This is a genomic window from Mycolicibacterium doricum, assembly GCF_010728155.1.
In the GTDB taxonomy this organism is placed as follows: Bacteria; Actinomycetota; Actinomycetes; order Mycobacteriales; family Mycobacteriaceae; genus Mycobacterium; species Mycobacterium doricum.
Window position 1 is genome coordinate 2,729,881 of the sequence record NZ_AP022605.1, and the last position, 15,199, is coordinate 2,745,079.

General features: G+C 68.5%; 22 protein-coding genes and 1 tRNA gene. 4 read left to right on the forward strand and 19 right to left on the reverse strand.

Going from position 1 to position 15,199, the window contains the following annotated elements; all coding sequences use genetic code 11:
- Positions 1-33 precede the first annotated feature (33 nt).
- Positions 34-375 carry a MerR family transcriptional regulator gene (locus G6N07_RS20415; RefSeq protein ID WP_235849502.1) on the reverse strand — a complete coding sequence of 114 codons (342 nt, stop codon included), beginning with the start codon at positions 373-375 and terminating at the stop codon, positions 34-36.
- On the reverse strand, positions 372-671 hold the full coding sequence (locus G6N07_RS20420; RefSeq protein WP_318652445.1) for a MerR family transcriptional regulator: 300 nt from the start codon (positions 669-671) through the stop codon (positions 372-374). Before G6N07_RS20420 ends, G6N07_RS20415 begins: the two co-directional genes overlap by 4 nt.
- 265 nt (positions 672-936) lie before the next feature.
- Here G6N07_RS20420 and G6N07_RS13285 point away from each other — a divergent pair, with 265 nt between their 5' ends.
- Positions 937-2,217: an MFS transporter gene (locus tag G6N07_RS13285; RefSeq protein ID WP_085187413.1), complete on the forward strand. Its 1,281-nt coding sequence runs from the start codon at positions 937-939 to the stop codon at positions 2,215-2,217.
- Here the strand turns inward: G6N07_RS13285 and G6N07_RS13290 are convergent.
- Complete coding sequence (locus G6N07_RS13290) at positions 2,214-2,633, reverse strand: ChaB family protein (protein WP_085187410.1); 420 nt, start codon at positions 2,631-2,633, stop codon at positions 2,214-2,216. The genes G6N07_RS13285 and G6N07_RS13290 overlap by 4 nt on opposite strands.
- Positions 2,634-2,945: 312 nt before the next feature.
- On the opposite strand from G6N07_RS13290, the gene G6N07_RS13295 reads away from it, so the two are divergent.
- The gene (locus G6N07_RS13295; RefSeq protein ID WP_085187407.1) at positions 2,946-3,290 is read left to right on the forward strand and encodes a hemophore-related protein; all 345 of its coding nucleotides are present in this window, start codon (positions 2,946-2,948) and stop codon (positions 3,288-3,290) included.
- 98 nt (positions 3,291-3,388) lie between these two features.
- On the opposite strand, the gene G6N07_RS13300 is transcribed toward G6N07_RS13295, so the two are convergent.
- The 5 genes from G6N07_RS13300 to G6N07_RS13320 all read right to left on the reverse strand — a co-directional run bounded on the left by G6N07_RS13300 (position 3,389) and on the right by G6N07_RS13320 (position 6,837).
- On the reverse strand, positions 3,389-4,540 hold the full coding sequence (locus tag G6N07_RS13300; RefSeq protein ID WP_085187405.1) for a thiolase family protein: 1,152 nt from the start codon (positions 4,538-4,540) through the stop codon (positions 3,389-3,391).
- A 29-nt stretch (positions 4,541-4,569) separates the two neighbouring features.
- A complete protein-coding gene (locus G6N07_RS13305) occupies positions 4,570-5,826 on the reverse strand; it encodes a CaiB/BaiF CoA transferase family protein (RefSeq protein ID WP_085187496.1) in 1,257 nt (418 codons plus the stop codon).
- Positions 5,827-6,078: 252 nt separating this feature from the next.
- Complete coding sequence (locus G6N07_RS13310; protein WP_085187403.1) at positions 6,079-6,555, reverse strand: DUF309 domain-containing protein; 477 nt, start codon at positions 6,553-6,555, stop codon at positions 6,079-6,081.
- A complete protein-coding gene (locus G6N07_RS13315; protein ID WP_085187401.1) occupies positions 6,542-6,721 on the reverse strand; it encodes a hypothetical protein in 180 nt (59 codons plus the stop codon). The genes G6N07_RS13310 and G6N07_RS13315 overlap by 14 nt, the downstream gene beginning before the upstream one ends.
- 32 nt (positions 6,722-6,753) lie before the next feature.
- Positions 6,754-6,837 (reverse strand) — tRNA-Leu (locus tag G6N07_RS13320).
- A gap of 96 nt (positions 6,838-6,933) precedes the next feature.
- On the opposite strand from G6N07_RS13320, the gene G6N07_RS13325 reads away from it, so the two are divergent.
- Entirely contained in the window at positions 6,934-7,302 is a 369-nt protein-coding gene (locus G6N07_RS13325; RefSeq protein ID WP_085187398.1) for a hypothetical protein, read from the forward strand.
- Positions 7,299-7,658, forward strand: a complete 360-nt coding sequence (locus G6N07_RS13330; RefSeq protein ID WP_085187395.1) for a DUF3817 domain-containing protein — start codon at positions 7,299-7,301, stop codon at positions 7,656-7,658. The genes G6N07_RS13325 and G6N07_RS13330 overlap by 4 nt, the downstream gene beginning before the upstream one ends.
- A 42-nt stretch (positions 7,659-7,700) precedes the next feature.
- Here G6N07_RS13330 and rdgB read toward each other — a convergent pair whose 3' ends face one another.
- The 11 genes from rdgB to clpS form a co-directional block, all read right to left on the reverse strand.
- The gene (rdgB, locus tag G6N07_RS13335) at positions 7,701-8,303 is read right to left on the reverse strand and encodes an RdgB/HAM1 family non-canonical purine NTP pyrophosphatase (protein WP_085187392.1); all 603 of its coding nucleotides are present in this window, start codon (positions 8,301-8,303) and stop codon (positions 7,701-7,703) included.
- Between the two features lie 5 nt (positions 8,304-8,308).
- A complete protein-coding gene (rph, locus tag G6N07_RS13340; RefSeq protein WP_085187388.1) occupies positions 8,309-9,091 on the reverse strand; it encodes a ribonuclease PH in 783 nt (260 codons plus the stop codon).
- Positions 9,092-9,144: 53 nt separating this feature from the next.
- A complete protein-coding gene (locus G6N07_RS13345; protein WP_085187385.1) occupies positions 9,145-9,918 on the reverse strand; it encodes a cyclic nucleotide-degrading phosphodiesterase in 774 nt (257 codons plus the stop codon).
- Positions 9,919-9,993: 75 nt separating this feature from the next.
- The gene (gene murI, locus G6N07_RS13350; protein WP_085187493.1) at positions 9,994-10,827 is read right to left on the reverse strand and encodes a glutamate racemase; all 834 of its coding nucleotides are present in this window, start codon (positions 10,825-10,827) and stop codon (positions 9,994-9,996) included.
- Positions 10,828-10,832: 5 nt separating this feature from the next.
- Positions 10,833-11,519 carry a rhomboid family intramembrane serine protease gene (locus G6N07_RS13355; RefSeq protein ID WP_085187382.1) on the reverse strand — a complete coding sequence of 229 codons (687 nt, stop codon included), beginning with the start codon at positions 11,517-11,519 and terminating at the stop codon, positions 10,833-10,835.
- Complete coding sequence (locus G6N07_RS13360; protein ID WP_085187379.1) at positions 11,510-12,481, reverse strand: cysteine synthase; 972 nt, start codon at positions 12,479-12,481, stop codon at positions 11,510-11,512. The genes G6N07_RS13355 and G6N07_RS13360 overlap by 10 nt, the downstream gene beginning before the upstream one ends.
- A gap of 2 nt (positions 12,482-12,483) precedes the next feature.
- On the reverse strand, positions 12,484-12,765 hold the full coding sequence (locus G6N07_RS13365) for a MoaD/ThiS family protein (protein ID WP_085187376.1): 282 nt from the start codon (positions 12,763-12,765) through the stop codon (positions 12,484-12,486).
- A gap of 15 nt (positions 12,766-12,780) precedes the next feature.
- The gene (locus tag G6N07_RS13370) at positions 12,781-13,194 is read right to left on the reverse strand and encodes a M67 family metallopeptidase (RefSeq protein WP_085187372.1); all 414 of its coding nucleotides are present in this window, start codon (positions 13,192-13,194) and stop codon (positions 12,781-12,783) included.
- A 68-nt stretch (positions 13,195-13,262) separates the two neighbouring features.
- Complete coding sequence (locus G6N07_RS13375; protein WP_085187369.1) at positions 13,263-14,285, reverse strand: P1 family peptidase; 1,023 nt, start codon at positions 14,283-14,285, stop codon at positions 13,263-13,265.
- Positions 14,282-14,869: an oxidative stress transcriptional regulator AosR gene (gene aosR, locus G6N07_RS13380; protein ID WP_085187366.1), complete on the reverse strand. Its 588-nt coding sequence runs from the start codon at positions 14,867-14,869 to the stop codon at positions 14,282-14,284. The genes G6N07_RS13375 and aosR overlap by 4 nt, the downstream gene beginning before the upstream one ends.
- A gap of 11 nt (positions 14,870-14,880) precedes the next feature.
- On the reverse strand, positions 14,881-15,192 hold the full coding sequence (gene clpS / locus G6N07_RS13385; RefSeq protein WP_085187363.1) for an ATP-dependent Clp protease adapter ClpS: 312 nt from the start codon (positions 15,190-15,192) through the stop codon (positions 14,881-14,883).
- Positions 15,193-15,199: the final 7 nt, after the last annotated feature.

The window sequence follows — 15,199 nt, forward strand, 5'->3', positions numbered from 1 at the left end:
CGTTCGCATCAGACTTTCCAGAGCGCGGGCCGGTCAACCGGCATGTCGCCACGACAACTGCGCGTGTAGCGCCTCGTCGAGGTGGCGCGTGACGAGTCGGTTGGCCAGCTCCCGGTAGTCCTGCACCACGGGGTGCATCTGGAGCGGATCAGGCGTCCGATCCGGCCCGAACCGCGCCTCGATGCACTCCTGGAGCGCTTCGGCCACCACACCGGCAAGGGTGTCGACGTCGCGGCGGGTAGACGCCACGATCCGCAGGATGGCCCGGATGTAGAGCATCGGGTCGGCCGACCGGCCGACGATCTCGGCGATGGACGGATCGAGGAGCACAAGCTTGCCGTCGACGACGTCGGCGAGGCCGTACGCCATGGTCACGCCGGTCGTCGGTGGTGAACAACGAGCGCTGCAAGCCCATGATGTCGGCCAGGTCCGCGCCGGCCCGCATGCTGGCGAAGAACTCCGCGATGTGCGCGGAGCTGAACCCTCGCGAGGTGAAATGCGGTGTAGAAGGCCGACCGTCCCTGACGACGTGGCGGATCGAGCAGTCCGCGCTCCCGGTAGGCGCGGATGTTGCGAGTGCTGGCGCCCGAGATCCGCGACAGCTCGTTCAGCCGGTACTCGACCACGTACACACTCCTCTCGCCCGCGCGTCGCGCTTCGAATCGCGGCACGAATCACTTTACCTGCGGTGCTGCGGAACCAGCTAACTCAACCAGGCGGTGTATGCGAATCCACGACTCATCAGCAATGCGCGATGAGCAGTAACAATATCGATCTCCGGTATAAACGAATCGACATCTGTGTGCGTTGTCAGCCAATTCCACGCGGGTAACTCTGCACCAGCCATAGCGGACGTCACAGCCTGCCTGGTCGCCCGCGCCGACGTGCGTGGGACACGATGGAAGGGACACATCAGCCAATCGACGGAGGGTCCGAGTGCGCCCATGGATCGTGTGGGCCACCGGACTGCTGGCCTACATCGTGGCGGTGATGGACCGCACCACCCTGGGGGTTTCCGGTCTCGACGCCGCCGAACGCTTCTCGGCGACGCCAAGCGTGCTCGCCACCTTCGTCGTGCTGCAGGTCATCGTCTACGCCGGTGCGCAGGTGCCCGCCGGGGTGCTGCTGGACCGGTTCGGATCCAAAGTGCTCATCGCCGCCGGCGCCGCGTTGATGGCGTCCGGTCAGCTGACGCTGGCGGTGAACGAATCCTTGCCTGCTGCCATCGCGGCTCGGGCGGTTCTGGGCCTCGGGGACGCGCTGACCTTCATCTCGGTGCTGCGGTTGGTCCCGCTCTGGTTCACGCCGAAACAGGTCCCGTTAGTCACGCAGCTGACCGGAATCTGCGGCCAGCTCGGTCAGGCGCTCTCCGCGGTGCCGTTCCTGGCGATCCTCGGGGTGGCCGGCTGGACGACGGCCTACACGTCGGTGGCTGCCCTCGGGCTGGCCTCCCTCGTGCTGACGCTCGTGTTCATCAAGGACGCCCCGTCGGGCAGGCACGTACCCGAATCGACGGGCACCGTCGGTGATACGTTGCGCGGCGTCAAGACGGTGTGGCTGCGACCGGGAACCCGACTGGGCTTCTTCACCCACATGGGCACCCAGTTCTCCGTGACCGTGTTCGCGCTGATGTGGGGCGTGCCGTACCTGACCGTGTCACAGGGACTGTCGACATCGGCCGCCGGCATCCTGCTGTCGATCTCCGTGGCATCGGCCATCGCTTCGGGGATCGCCATCGGCATCGTGACCGGCAGGTACCCACATCGCCGATCATGGCTGGTGCTCGGGATCATCGGGTCCAACGCTCTGGTCTGGACGGTCGTGCTGGCGCTACCCGGCCCGGCCCCGTTGTGGTTGCTGGTAACGCTGGTGATCGTGATCTCTGTCGGCGGCCCGGGTTCGGTGGTGGGCTTCGACTTCGCGCGCACCTTCAATCCGAGCGCCACACTGGGCACGGCCCAGGGGATGGTCAACATGGGCGGGTTCCTCGCCTCGCTGCTCGTGATGCAGGCCATGGGCCAGATCCTCGACGCGACCGGCGGTTATTCGTTCGACTCGTTCCGGTGGGCGTGGGCCGCCCAGTACGCGGTGTGGACACTGGCCACGGTTGGGATCCTCATCACCCGAGGCAAGGCTCAGCGGACGACGCGGCGCGAGCAGGAGCGCATGCTGCTCGAGACCTTCCAGCCCCACCGCGCGCCGGGCAGCCAACGCTAACGCTTGCGGGCGGACTCGCGCCGGTTGGCCTTCTTGATCGCCGAGACGAGTTCGTCCTTGGTCATCGTCGATCGCCCCGGGATGTCCAGGCGCCGAGCGACGTCGACAAGGTGCTTCTTCGACGCATTGGCGTCGACGCCCTCGGCGGACTCTCCCTTGGCGTTCGGCCCACCGCTCTCGGCCCGGTCGTCCGACGGACCCTTCTTCTCCTTGGGCTCCCAGTGGTCGCCGACCTTCTCGTAGCTGTGCTTGAGGGCGCTGTACGCCACCCGGTGCGCGCGCTCACCCTCGCCGTACTCGTCTGCCGCCGCATCGTGGGCCTTGGCGAAGGTTCGCTGCGCCTTGGCATCCGACCTCTTCAGGGTGCTGGGCAGCTCATCGCTTTTGGCCTTACCGCTCTTCGTGGTCTTGGGCATCGTGGCCTCCCGTCGTCCGCTGACTACTCGGGCGACATACCCTCTGGCCGACATGGCAAACGGCCCCATGACCGTCACTACCACACCATCGGCGTCATCCACGGCATGCGCAACGTGCCCGCCGGCGTGCCCCCTCACGAGCGCAAGGACGTGTCTGTCCTCTACTGACGTCGGGGCACTGACCTCGACGAGGTTTGCTCCAGGGCAGAAAGGTAACAGTCGCGCTGTTATTGTCGATGAATCCGCTGTCGGGTGATCTTGTGCCCGGTGAAGCGCATTCGACAAGAGAACTTCCGAGAAAAGGGTGTACCCATGCTGAAGCTGTCGCGCAAGAATATCGCTATCACGCTCGGCGGCCTCGCCGCGGCGATACCGCTCTCCGGGGGCGTCGCTTCGGCGCAACCCGACCTGGGCGCGATCATCAACACCACCTGCACCTACGACCAGGTGATCGCCGCGCTCGACGATCAGCACCCCGATCTGGCCGTGCAGTTCGCCCAGCAGCGCGGTGGCCAGCAGGCGGTTCGTAGCTTCCTCGCCTCGTCCCCGCAGCAGCGGCAGGCGACGGTGGCGTTCCTGCAGGGCAACCCGACCGCACAGGCCTATTTCGTGCCGATCTTGGACGTCGCGAACAGCTGCAACAACTACAACAGTTAATTGAGTGAACAGTTAATTGAGTGGACAGTTAATTGAGTGCCGGCCGCGTGGTTGGCGATCAGCCGCGCGGCCACCGCAAGTACACGGGTCCCCCTGGATCAGGCGATGAGTTCGACGAGGGTGGCGTTAGCCGTGCCGCCGCCCTCGCACATCGTCTGCAGTCCGTACCGGATGCCGTTGTCGCGCATGTGGTGCACCATCCGGGTCATCAGCACCGCGCCGGAAGCACCGAGCGGATGGCCGAGCGCGATGGCGCCGCCGAGCGGGTTGAGCCGCTGCTCGGCCGCTGCCGTCTCGGCGAGCCACGCCAGCGGCACCGGTGCGAACGCCTCGTTGACCTCGAACACACCGATCTCGTCGACGCCGACGCCCGCCTTGTGTAGCAGCTTCTCGGTGGCCGGGATGGGACCGGTGAGCATCAGCACCGGGTCGGCACCGGCCACCGCACCGGCGCGGTAGCGCACGATCGGCGTCAGCCCCAGTTGCACGGCGTTCTCCGCCGTCATGACCAACAAGGCCGCCGCCCCGTCGGAGATCTGCGAGGAGTTGCCCGCGTGGATCACGCCGCCGTCGCGGAACACCGGCTTCAGCCGGGCCAGCTTCTCCACCGACGTGCCACGCCGCACGCCTTCGTCGGCAACCACGGGCGCGGGGTCGTCCCCCGTGAACACCGGCACGATCTGCTCGTCGAAGGCCTTGGCGTCCTGTGCCTGCGCGGCCAGCTCATGGGATCTTGCGGAGTACTCGTCGAGGCGAGTACGCGACAAGCCCCACTTCTCGGCGATCAGCTCGGCCGAGATACCCTGGTTGAAGCTGAAGTCCCGGTAGCGCTCGAGCACTTTCGGCCCGTAGGGCATGCCGGTGGCCCGCGCGGAGCCCAGCGGCACCCGGCTCATCACCTCCACACCGCCGGCGACGACGACGTCCTGCTGGCCCGACATCACGGCGTGCACGGCGAAGTCCAGCGCCTGCTGGCTCGAACCGCAGGCGCGGTTCACGGTGGTGCCCGGGATGTGTTCCGGCCAGCCCGCGGCGAGTACGGCGAAGCGCCCGATGTTGCTGGACTGGTCGCCGACCTGGGAGACGCACCCCCAGATGACGTCGTCGACGACCTCGGGGTCGATCCCGGCCCGCAGGACCAGTTCGTTGAGGACGACCGCGGACAGATCCGCCGCGTGCATCTCGGACAGGCCGCCGTTGCGCTTGCCGACAGGTGTGCGGACGGCTTCGACGATGACGGTTTCACGCATGGGTGCTCCTGAGTGGCTACATGTTTCGATCAGCGGATGTTTCGATCAGCGGGTGTTTCGATCAGCGGGCATGTCGACGACGAATACGCCGGACCGACCGCCCCTTCCTCACGCAGAGCGGCGATCTCGTCGACGGACAGGCCCAACCCGCCCAGTATCGCGTCGGTGTGCTGACCGAGTCCCGGCACCGCGCCCATCGGCTGTTCGAACCCCTCGATCACCGGGGGTGGCAGCAGTGCGGAGATCTCGCCGTTGGGCGTCTCGACCGGCCGCCAGCGGTCACGGGCGCTCAGGTGCGGATGGTCGACGACTTCACTGGGCAGGTTGTAGCGGGAGTTGCCGATGCCCGCATCGTCGGCCTTCTTCTGGATGTGCGCGAGGTCGTGCTGGGCACACCAGGAGCCGATCGCGTCGTCGAGGATGTCGCGGTGGCCGACCCGGTCGCCGTTGGTCGCGAACGTGGGATCGTCGGCCAGGTCTGGGCGCTCGATGATCTCTCGCGCCAGCCGTTGCCACTCCCGGTCGTTGGTGGTGCCCAACACCACCGTCTGCCCGTCCCGGGTCGGGTAGGCTCCGTACGGCGCGACCGCCGGTGAGCTCATCCCCAGCGGTTGCTGGTCGACACCGGAGTGCTGTGTGTAGGTCAGTTGATAACCCATGATGTCGGTCATCGTGTCGAACAGGCTGACCGCCACGGCCGGGGCGCGACCGGCACCGTCGCCCTTACGCGCGTAGAGCAGCGCCAGGACCGACAGCGCCGCGTACAACCCCGTCGAGATGTCGGCCACCGGTGGACCGGATTTCGCGGGCAGTCCGGGGTGACCCGTGACCGCGCAGGCGCCCGATTCCGCCTGGACCAGTAGATCGTAGGCGCGTTTGTGCGAGATCGGCCCGCCGGCGCCGTAGCCGTCGATCTCGACCGGGATCACCCGCGGATGCCGCTCTTTGAGGCCGGCGGCGCCGATGCCCATCCGGGCCATCGCCCCGGGGGCAAGGTTGGACACCAGCACGTCGGCGCCGCCGAGCAACCGGTGCAGCAGCTCCAGACCCGCTTGCGACTTCAGGTCGAGACTGAGCGACTCCTTGCCGCGGTTCGCCCACACGAAGTGCGCGGCCTGGCCGTGGACCACGTCGTCGTAATGGCGGGCGAAGTCGCCGCCCCTGGGGTTCTCGACCTTGATCACCCGCGCGCCGAAGTCGGCGAGCACCCGCGTGCACATCGGCGCGGAGACCGCCTGTTCCAGCGTCACGACGGTGATATCGGCCAGCGGCGGGTGTCGATGCATCACATCACCATGCCACGCGGATACCCCCGGGTGACCCGGTCGGTAGCTCCTCGGCCGGCTCAGGACGTGGGCTGCGAGGAAGTTGCGGATCATCTCGTGGCTGACCGGCACAATCTTCATCAACCGGGCTTCGCGGAAGCGCGCGACGTTGTACTCCTCGGCGTGGTACTCCTCGGCGTGCAACGGCCCCTTTTCATCGACTTCGTCCGCCGCCTTCTACCGATGGGCAGGTGCAGCGAGCGACGCGGTCTTTCAGGCCGTGCGCACGAGCGTGGGACGCAGCCGATCCACCGGGATCTCTCGACCGGCGGCCAGATCGGCGTCCAGCGCCTCCGCGTGATCGATGAGGCCGGTCACGTCGATTCCGTACGGCGCGGCCGGAGCTGACGCCAGCCGCGCGACGGCGCGGCGCAGCAGCGCGCGGGCGCCGCCGACGTTGCCCCGCTGCACGTGGGTGATGCCGACCATCAGCTGCGCGAGACCCTGCCAGAGTTCCTTCTCATGGTCCGCGCCGTCCTTCCACGCCGCTTCGAGCACCTCGTGCGCGTGGAAAGCGCGACCGTCGTCGAGGAGGCGTTGGGCGTAGTCCAGTGACTCGGCCGGTGGCAGGTGCAGGTCGTCGGGGATGCGGTCGACACCTTCACTGCCCGGCGGAAGCGGCCGGCCCAGCGCGTCGCGCGCACGGCTATTGCGGGGCCGGCCGGACTCGTCGCGGTCACGCCCGGACATGCTGGTTCTCCTCGACCGACTTCCGCAGGGGGTGCAGGACGTTCAGCGGCGGCCAGGGCGGCACCTGGGCGTAGAAGTCGGTCCGGGCGAACGTCAGGTGCCCGATCCCCGTGAACACGAGGGACGCCCCGAGAAACACCCGGGCGATCAGGCGGCGGAGTGTCACCAGGCCATGGTGCCTGGCCCGGTGACACCGAGTGCGGGCGGAGGGACTCGAACCCACACGCTCTTTCGAGCACGGACACCTAAAGACCGCGCGTATACCTGTTTCGCCACGCCCGCAGCGTGCCCATCGTACCGTCCGGATCGTCGTGGTGTCGGTGGCGCTCTTCGCGGTTTGCCGGTAGTGAACCAAGAGCCAAGCGGTACCGTGGAACCGTGTCCACTACACAGCGTAGGAGGCCGGCGCTGATGCTGCTGGTCGTCGCGGCCGCCGCCGGCTGCCTCGCGCTGGCGTGGTGGCAGTGGACCCGCTGGGAGTCGACGTCGGGGTCGTTCCAGAACCTCGGATATGCCCTGCAGTGGCCGATGTTCGCCGGTTTCTGCTTCTACGCGTACTACAAGTTCGTCCGTTACGAGCAAGACCCGCCCGAACCGCCCGCGGCGGTCACCGAGATCCCGGCCCACTTGCTGCCCGAACGCACACCCACTGCGCCCGCACCCGACGACGACCCCGCGCTGCGTGAGTACAACGCCTACCTGGCCGACCTCGCCGAAGCCGACAACGAAGGCAGAACCACATCATGACCGCACCGCAGACGCCTGACGCCGCGCCCGCCGGAGTGTCGACCGAGACCATCGCCAAGGCGATCCGCAACTACCGCGTCCTGGCGTGGACCACAGGCATCTGGCTGATCGTGCTGTGTGCCGAGATGGTGCTCAAGTACATCGTCGAGGTGGACTGGCCGTTCCTGTGGCTGGTCGCCCCCATCCACGGCTGGGTGTACTTCGCGTACCTGTTGTTCACCGCCAACCTCGCGGTGAAGGTGCGCTGGCCGATCGGCAAGACCATCGGCGTGCTGCTCGCGGGCACGATCCCGCTGCTCGGCATCATCGTCGAGCACTACCAGACGACGAACCTCAAGGCGCGCTTCGGCCTGTGACCGGCGGAGCACCAGAACAGCACGTGCCGTTGCGACGTGACGTCAGCGGCCGAGCGCCCGCAACGCCGGCACCAGCTGAGCGAGCGCTCGACCGCGATGGGAGGCGGCATCCTTCTCGGCGGGCGTCAACTCGGCGGCCGTGCGATCGAAGTGCTCGGGCAGGAACACCGGGTCGTAGCCGAACCCGCCGCTCCCGCGCGGCTCCCGGGTGATCACCCCCCGCCACACGCCCCGCACTACGACTTCTCGCGTTCCGGCCACCAGCGCGCAGGCCGAGACGAAGCTCGCGCCCCGCCGTGCGGCGGGCACATCCCGCAACTGAGCCAGCAGCAGTGCGGTGTTCGCGTCATCCCCGCCGTGGGCCCCCGCCCAGCGTGCCGAAAGCACCCCCGGCATCCCGTTCAGCGCATCGACCTCGAGGCCGGAGTCGTCGGCGACGGTGGCGATGCCACTCGCGCGGAAGCCGTCACGCGCCTTTGCCAACGCGTTTTCCTCGAACGTCGCACCGGTCTCGGGCGCCTCGTCGAACGGTGCCACGTCATCGAGGGACAGCAAGGTCAGCCCGGACACCCCCGCAGCGTCGAGCACCCGCCGCAGTTCGGCGAGCTTCTTGCGGTTACGGCTGGCGACCAGGACGTCCGCCAAAACCGTCAGCTTCCGAACGCTTTCTTCGGAGGCGACGTGGGCTCAGGCAGCGGGCCCGGGTACGGCGCCTCGAGGGCTTCGCGCTGTACGACGAACAACTGCTCGCAGGACGTCAGCGCTAGGTCGAGCAGCTTGTCCAATGTCGAGCGGGGGAACGTGGCGCCCTCACCGGTGCCCTGGATTTCCACCAGCGTGCCGGTGTCGGTGGCGACGACATTCATGTCCACCTCGGCGCGCGAATCCTCCGAATACGGCAGGTCCACCCGCACCCGGCCGTCCACGACGCCCACGCTGACCGCCGCGATCGCGCACGACAATGGCCGGGGGTCGGAGAGCTTCTCGGCCGCGGAGAGGTAGGTGACCGCGTCGGCCAGCGCGACATAGGCCCCGGTGATCGCCGCGGTACGGGTGCCGCCGTCGGCCTGCAGCACATCGCAATCGATGGCGATGGTGTTCTCACCGAGGGCATTCAAGTCGATACAGGCGCGCAGCGACCGGCCGATCAGCCTGCTGATCTCCTGGGTGCGACCGCCGACACGCCCCTTGACCGATTCACGGTCGGAGCGGTCGTGCGTGGCGGCGGGCAGCATGGCGTACTCGGCGGTGAGCCAGCCCTGCCCCGTTCCCTTGCGCCAGCGCGGCACGCCCTCGGTGACGCTGGCCGTGCACATCACCCGGGTCTCGCCGAACTCGACCAGCACCGAGCCGGCGGGATGGGAGGTGAAACCGCGGTTGATCCGTACCGGACGCAGCTCGTCGTCGAGCCGACCGTCTTCTCGTCTGGACACGGGCCAACCCTAACCGCTGACGCCGACGGCCTGACCGGGAGTCAGCGCTTCCCTCAGCGGCGGGTGACGTCGAACGACTCGTTGCACACCACCGCGTGCACCGGGCCGTCGAACTCCGCCTTCGCCTCGCTGATCACATCCTCGCGCGAGGTCCATGGCGGGATGTGGGTGAGCAGCAGTTCCCCGACCCCGGCGCGTGCTGCCGCCCGGCCGGCCTCGGTACCCGACAGGTGCAGCTTCGGCGGACGGTCGGACGAATGTGTCCACGACGCCTCGCACAGGAACACGTCGGCGCCGGCCGCGAGTTCGACGAGCGACTCGCAGAATCCGGTGTCACCGCTGTAGACGAAAGTCGCGCCGGACGGATCGGTGACGCGCATCCCGTAGGACTCGGTGGGGTGGCACACCAGCCTCGGCAATACCGACAACGCGCCGATCTGCACGGCGGAGTTGTCCGACCAGCTCCGCACCTCGAAGATGTCGGAGATGTCGTCGACCTCCCCGCCCTCCGGTGAGGACGCGGCGCCGAGCCGAGCCCAGGTGTTGGCGGGTCCGTAGAGCACACCGCGCTCCGGGGCGGGCGACGGGTGGTAGCGGCGCCACACGAACAGCCCGGGCAGGTCCAGACAATGGTCGGCGTGCAGATGGCTCAGGAGCACGGACACCGCGTTGGGGTCGGCGTGGCGCTGCAGTGCGCCCAGCACGCCGCCGCCGAAATCCAGCACCAGCGGTGGGGTGTCGGGGGCGGTCACGAGATACCCGGACGCCGGCGAATCAGGCCCGACCACACTGCCGGAGCAACCGAGTACGGTGATTCGCACGCCCACCAGCTTGCCATGCCCAATCCGCCGTTGACGAAAACATGGCCGGATTGTCACCACCGGCCGCGGGTCCGGCGGACGCTACGCCTCGACGCGGCGCTGCACGGGCCGTACCCCGTCCAGACTCGGCCCCAGGAAGCGGGCCGCCAGGGCGGTGAACGCCGCTGGGTCGCCGGTGGATTCGAACACCCGGGTGGCCGGGGCGGCGCCGGGACCGGCCGGATGCGGTGCCAAAAGGTCGAGTTCGGTCAACACGCGCAGCAGATCCTTCGCGGTCTCCTCCGCACTCGACACCAGGGTGACCTGGTCGCCCATCGCGAGCTGGATCAGGCCCGACAGCATCGGGTAATGCGTGCACCCCAGCACGAGGGTGTCGACGTCGGCCTGTTGCAGCGGTTCGAGATAGGCCTCGGCCAGTCCGAGGACCTGCCGTCCGCTGGTGACTCCGCGTTCGACGAAGTCGACGAACCGGGGGCAGGCGACACCCATGACCTCGATGTCGCGGGCGGCGGCGAAGGCGTCCTGGTAAGCACCGGAGGCAATGGTCGCCGCCGTGCCGATCACCCCGATGCGGCCGCTGCGGGTGGTGGCCACCGCCCGGCGGACCGCAGGCAGGATCACCTCAACCACCGGCACCGGCGCGTAGCGCTCACGGGCGTCACGCAGGCATGCCGACGACGCCGTGTTGCAGGCAATCACCAGTGCCTTGACACCGCGCTCGACGAGGTCGTCGCCGATCGCCAGGGCGTGAGCGCGGATCTCGGGGATCGTCAGCGGACCGTACGGACCATTGCCGGTGTCCCCGACGTAGATGACGTCCTCGTCGGGCAGTTGGTCGATGATCGCCCGCGCGACCGTGAGCCCCCCGACACCGGAGTCGAAGATCCCGACCGGGCCCAGCCGATCGCCCGCCAGGGTGGTCACGACGTCAGGTACGGCGGTGCGGTCCGCGACCGGCGCAGTTCGCGGGCCTTGCGTTCCGGACCGGACAGGACGTAGGCGGCCACCACGCCGGCGACCGCACCGCACAGATGGCCCTGCCAGGACACCCCGGGGGTGCCGGGCAGCACACCGAGCAGGATGCCGCCGTAGACGAACAGCACGATGACGCCGACGACGATCTCCCAGGCTTTACGGGTGAAGAACCCGAACACGATCAGGAACGCCAGCCAGCCGAAGATGAGCCCGGACGCACCGATGTGGTTGACCTCGCAGCGCACGCCGACGTAGGGGCACTGCGTCCCCACGTTGCCGATCAGCCAGGTGCCGAGTCCGCCGAGTATCCACACGATGGCGGTGGCGTAGATGAACCGGGACAGCCCGGCCAGCGTCATCAGGAACCCGAGCACCAGCGCCGGACCGGTGTTGGCGAGGAGGTGCTGCCAGTCGGCGTGCAGCAGCGGCGAGAACACGATGCCCCAGAGACCGGCGGTGTCCAGGGGACGGATGCCGTTCTCGTCGAGACGGTGCCCGCTCAGCGAATCGAACAGCTCGATCACGTAGAGCAGGGCAACGAAGCTGACGATCGTCACCCCGCCGACCACCCACGCCGGCCGCTTCTTCTGCGGCGCCGGGGGGTTGGCGGGATAACCGGGGCCTATGCCCATAATTGCCCTTCCAAGGCGTCCTCTGCGTCGTCGAGGCTGCCGCCGTACGCACCGGTCGACAGGTACTTCCACCCGGCGTCGCACACGGTGAACGCGATGTCGGCGCGCTCGCCTGCCGTGACCGCCTTGGCGGCCATGCCCAGGGCCGCGTGCAGGATCGCCCCGGTGGAGACACCCGCGAAGATGCCCTCCTTGGTGACCAGTTCACGGGTTCGTTTGATGGCGTCGAACGATCCCACGGAGAACCGGGTGGTCAGCACGTCGGGATCGTACAGCTCGGGGATGAAACCCTCGTCGATGTTGCGCAGCGCGTAGACGCCTTCGCCGTAGCGCGGTTCGGCGGCCACGATCTGCACACCGGGCACCTTCTCGCGCAGGAATCGGCCGGTGCCCATCAGCGTTCCGGTGGTCCCCAGCCCCGCCACGAAGTGGGTGATCTCCGGCAGATCGGCGAGCAGTTCGGGTCCGGTTCCGTAGTAGTGCGCGTCGGCGTTCGCGGGGTTGCCGTACTGGTAGAGCATCACCCACTCCGGGTTGGCCGCCGCCAGCTCCTTGGCATGGGCCACCGCGGTGTTGGACCCGCCCTCGGCCGGGGAGAAGATGACGCGGGCGCCGTAGAGCTCGAGCAGCTGCCTGCGTTCGATCGACGTGTTCTCCGGCATGACGCAGATCATCCGGTAACCCTTGAGCAACGCGGCCATCGCGAGCGAGATCCCGGTGTTGCCGCTGGTGGGTTCCAGGATCGTCGAAGCGGGCTGCAGCAACCCGTCGCGCTCGGCCTGTTCGATCATCCGCAGCGCGGGCCGGTCCTTGATCGAGCCGGTGGGGTTGCGGTCCTCGAGTTTGGCCCACAGCCGCACGTGCGGGCCGTGCTCGTCGTCATCCCACCGCGGCGACAGACGCGGGCAGCCCACCAGCGGCGTGTTGCCGAGCGCTTCGAGCACCGAGTCATGACGGGCCAAGGTCAGCCACCTGCCACGGCGGGCAGGATCGTCACCGAATCCCCGTCGCAGACCGCAGTGTCCAGCCCACCCGAGAAGCGGACGTCCTCGTCGTTGACGTAGATGTTGACGAACCGGTGCAGCTTGCCCGCCTTGTCGGGGTCAACGAGCCGCTCCGAGATGCCGGAGTAGTTCGCCTCGAGGTCGCTGATGACGTCGGCGAGCGTGGCGCCCGACGCGCTGACGCGCTTCTCACCCCCGGTGTGGGTGCGCAGGATGGTGGGGATGGACACAGTGACAGCCATGGAAAGTCTCCTTATTCAGTACTGGTCGACGATGGTGACGGGCTCTTCGGTGACCACGCCGTCGACGATGCGGAAACTGCGCAGTTCGTTCTCCTGCGGGTCGCGCGTGGACACCAACACGTAGTGGGCGTCGGGTTCGGCCGCCAGCGCGATGTCGGTGCGGCTCGGGTAGGCCTCGGTACCGGTGTGGGAGTGGTAGATCACCACCGGCACCTCGTCGGCATGGTCCATGGTGCGCCACACCTCGAGCTGCTCGCCGGAGTCGAAACGGTAGAACGTCGGCGACCTTTCGGCGTTGAGCATCGCGACGAAGCGTTCCGGCCGGTCGGACCCTTCGGGGCCGGCGATGATGCCGCACGCCTCGTCCGGATGGTCGGCGCGGGCATGGGCGACCATGGCGTCGACCAGATCGGCGCGGATCACCAGCACTGCACTCCCCTGTCGCTTCACAGACGTCCCTGTCGCTTCACAGACGTCCCTGTCGCTTCACAGACGTCTCACCCGAACGCTCCGGGCAACACGTCCCGGTACGTCGGTATTCCGGCGGCGCCCGCGGCGCCCAGCACGCCGACCATCACGGCGCGGGCCAGGCAGTCCGCCGCGGCCGCTCCGATCGCGGTCATCAGCGGCACCTCGGGTGACATCGACGCCGGTGTGGTGGCGTCGGGCGCCACCTCGACGGCACCGGTGGCCAGCGCGAAGACCGTATCCCCGTCGAGAGGGGTGTGACATGGCCGCAGGGTGCGGGCCAACCCGTCGTGGGCGGCGACCGCGACCCGGCGGCAACCGGCGGGGCTGAGCGCGGCGTCGGTCGCGACCACCGCGATCGTGGTGTTGAGCGGACTGAGCTCCTGACGACGGCCCGCGTAGGCGGCGATCTGGTCGGGGGGCGGGTCGACGAGCCCGAACTCACCCCGGTACTCGGCCATCCACGGCAGTCCGGTCGCGGTGTCGAAGGCCTCACCGGCAGAGTTCACGACGACGATCGCACCGACCGTCACCCCGCTGTCCAGGACGACGGAGGCCGTCCCCACCCCGCCCTTGAGGACGCCGGCCCGCGCCGCGACCCCCGCGCCGACGGTTCCCACCGCGACGTCGACACCGGCGGTCGCGGCGGCGTTGTAGCCGAATTCGGCTGTCGGTCGGCACGCCCAGCTCCCGACCGGCAAATCGAAGATCACCGCGGCGGGCACGATCGGCACCACTCCACCGCCGAGCGCCACGCCGCGGCCCTGCTCCTCGAGCCACGTCATCACCCCGTCGGCGGCGGCCAGCCCGTAGGCGCTGCCGCCGGTGAGGACCACTGCGTCGGCGTGACGCACCGAATTGCTCGGATCGAGCAGGTCAGTCTCTCTGCTGCCCGGCGCGCCGCCCCGGCCGTCGACCGCCCCGACGGTGCCGGGTGGGGTGAGCACGACGGTGGTGCCGCTGGCCCAGCCGCTGCCCAGTGTGGCGTCGGCATCCAGTCGGTCGTGGTGTCCGACGCGGATGCCCGAAACGTCGGTGATCGAACCGCTCACCGGGGGGGTTTCCGCACCAGGCTGAGCACCAGATACTCCTGCAGCACCGTCAACCACTGGTAGACGTCGACATGTCCGGCCATCGGATGGTCCCGCGGCAGTTCGTCGCTGCCCATCACGTCGACGTCGAGCATGGCCCCCAAGGCCAGCCGGACGTCGTTGACGGCAGCGGCCCAGGCGTGAGCATCGTCCTCGGTCAGCTCGAACCGCCCGCCGCCGGCCGGTAGGGTGTCCAGCAGTCGTTGTGCCGCATGGAGTTTGGCGGCCAGGATCTCCGGTTCGTGCAGACTGCGCAACGCGCTGTTGAGGCTGTCCGCGGCGCCGGACCCGTCCGGGTGATCGGTGGCCGCGCCGAAGAAGTCCGGCAGCAGCCGTTTCATCGTGGCGTCCTCCGGCGGCCCGGTGTGCCCGGTGCGCATCCCGGTGATCTCCTCGAGTTCGTCTGCCGGAGCGGACGACTGGCGTTCGTCGAGCATGCCCTTCACCGAGCTGACCAGGCTGTGCAGCAGCGCCGCCTCATGCGGTTCGAGCGCGGACCGGATCCGCACACCCTCGGCCGTCTGCACTCGCTTCCATTTGCGCACTCGCGGTCCCGTCAGCGGTCCTGCTGCATGGTGGCCCACAGCCCCGCGGCATGCAGCTTGGACACGTCGATCTCCATGGACTCCCGGCTGCCCGCCGACACGACGGCCTTGCCCTCGTTGTGCACCTGCAGCATCAGCTTGGTGGCATGGGGTTCGCTGTAGCCGAACAGCTTCTGCAGGACGTAGGTCACGTAGGTCATGAGATTCACCGGATCATCCCAGACGATGGTGACCCAGGGCACGTCGGTGGCCTCGCCCTGATCCGGCACCGTGGCCACGTCACGCTGCTCGTGGGTTCCCGGGGCTTTCGCCGGTGTGACCATGCGGCCA